1 protein-coding gene is annotated in these 1327 nt (G+C 72.9%); it reads left to right on the forward strand.

What is annotated here, in order from left to right; genetic code table 11:
* A partial coding sequence (locus QQK43_RS23075; protein WP_284309626.1) for an SPFH domain-containing protein occupies nt 1–1164 on the forward strand: 1164 nt, incomplete at its 5' end.
* Nucleotides 1165–1327: the final 163 nt, after the last annotated feature.

Consider the following 1327-nt stretch of genomic DNA (forward strand, 5'->3'; position numbering starts at 1 on the left):
CCGGCGCTGCCGCTGGCACCCCTGCTCCTGACCCTGGGCCCGCTGGCACTGGCGGCCGGCGCGGCCTATGTGCTGGTGACCCGCCCGCCGGTGCTGCCGGTCGAGCCCGGGCACCGGGTGGTGCGCACCAGCCAGCTCAGCGGCGCCGTGACGGTCTGGCGCGAAGGGCCGGTGTGGGTGCTGCCCGGCGTCCACCAGGCGGTGAGCTGGTCGCTGCAGGACCGCACCTGGCAGGCCGCCACCATGGCCACGGCCGACGGCCCGGCGCCGGCGCAGACGGTCGAGGGTCTGTCCATCGGCCTGGACCTGCGCGTGCGCTACGCCATCGATCCGGCACGCCTGGCCGGTCCGCGGGCGGTGGCCTTCGTGCCCGACCTCGATGCCCGCGTCATCGAGCCGGCGGTGCAGGCCACGGTCTACAAGATCGTGGCGCGGCACACGGTGCGCGAGATCTTTTCGTCGCAGCGCGCGCAGATCGAACAGACCATCGAAGGCCAGTTGCGCGAGCGCCTGGCGGCCGACGGCCTGCTGCTGCGGTCGGTGACCATCGGCAAGATCGACCTGCCGGAGGACTACCGCCGTGGCATGGAAGGGCTGCTGACCGAAGGCCTGTCGGCCGAGAAGATGCGCTACACGCTGGAGCTGCGCGAGAAGCAGGTCAAGGAAAGCGAGCTGGCGGCGGCGGCCGACAAGGCGCGGCGCGAGGTGGCGGCCGAAGCCGCGGCGCGCGAGCAGGTGATCGCCGCCAAGGCGCAGGAAGAGGCCATGAAGCATGTGCTGCCGCTCAAGCAGCGCCAGGTGGAACAGCGCCAGCTCGAAGCCGAGGCGGCGCGCGTGGCGCGCGTCAAGCTGGCCGAGGGCGAAGCGCAGGCCCGCCGCATCGAGGCCACCGGCGAGGCCGAAGCCCGTCAGAAGCTGGCCGACGCCGAGGCCTACCGGCTCAAGAACATCGGCAAGGTCAACGCCGAGCAGATGGCGCTCGAAGGCGCGCTGATCACCAAGCACCCGCTGCTGATCCAGAAGACCATGGCCGACCGCCTGAGCGACAAGGTGCAGGTCATCATCGCGCCGCCCTCGCAGGACGGCTTCATCGGCAGCGGCCTGCTCGGGACCGTGGCCAGCGCCGGCCGGGGCCGGCAGGGCCTGGACGATGGGGAGGAATGACATGCACCGCTGGGTCAAATACCTCTGGGCGGCCTTGCTGGCCATGGCGCTGATGGGCGTGCTGCTGTCGGCCCGGGCGGCTGCGCCGGCCCCCGTGGCGGGCACCGCGGCGTCGGCTCCCACCGCCGGCCTGGTCACCCGCGACCGTGTGGCCCTGCGCGCC

The organism is Hydrogenophaga electricum, assembly GCF_030160815.1.
Lineage (GTDB): Bacteria > Pseudomonadota > Gammaproteobacteria > Burkholderiales > Burkholderiaceae_C > Hydrogenophaga > Hydrogenophaga electricum.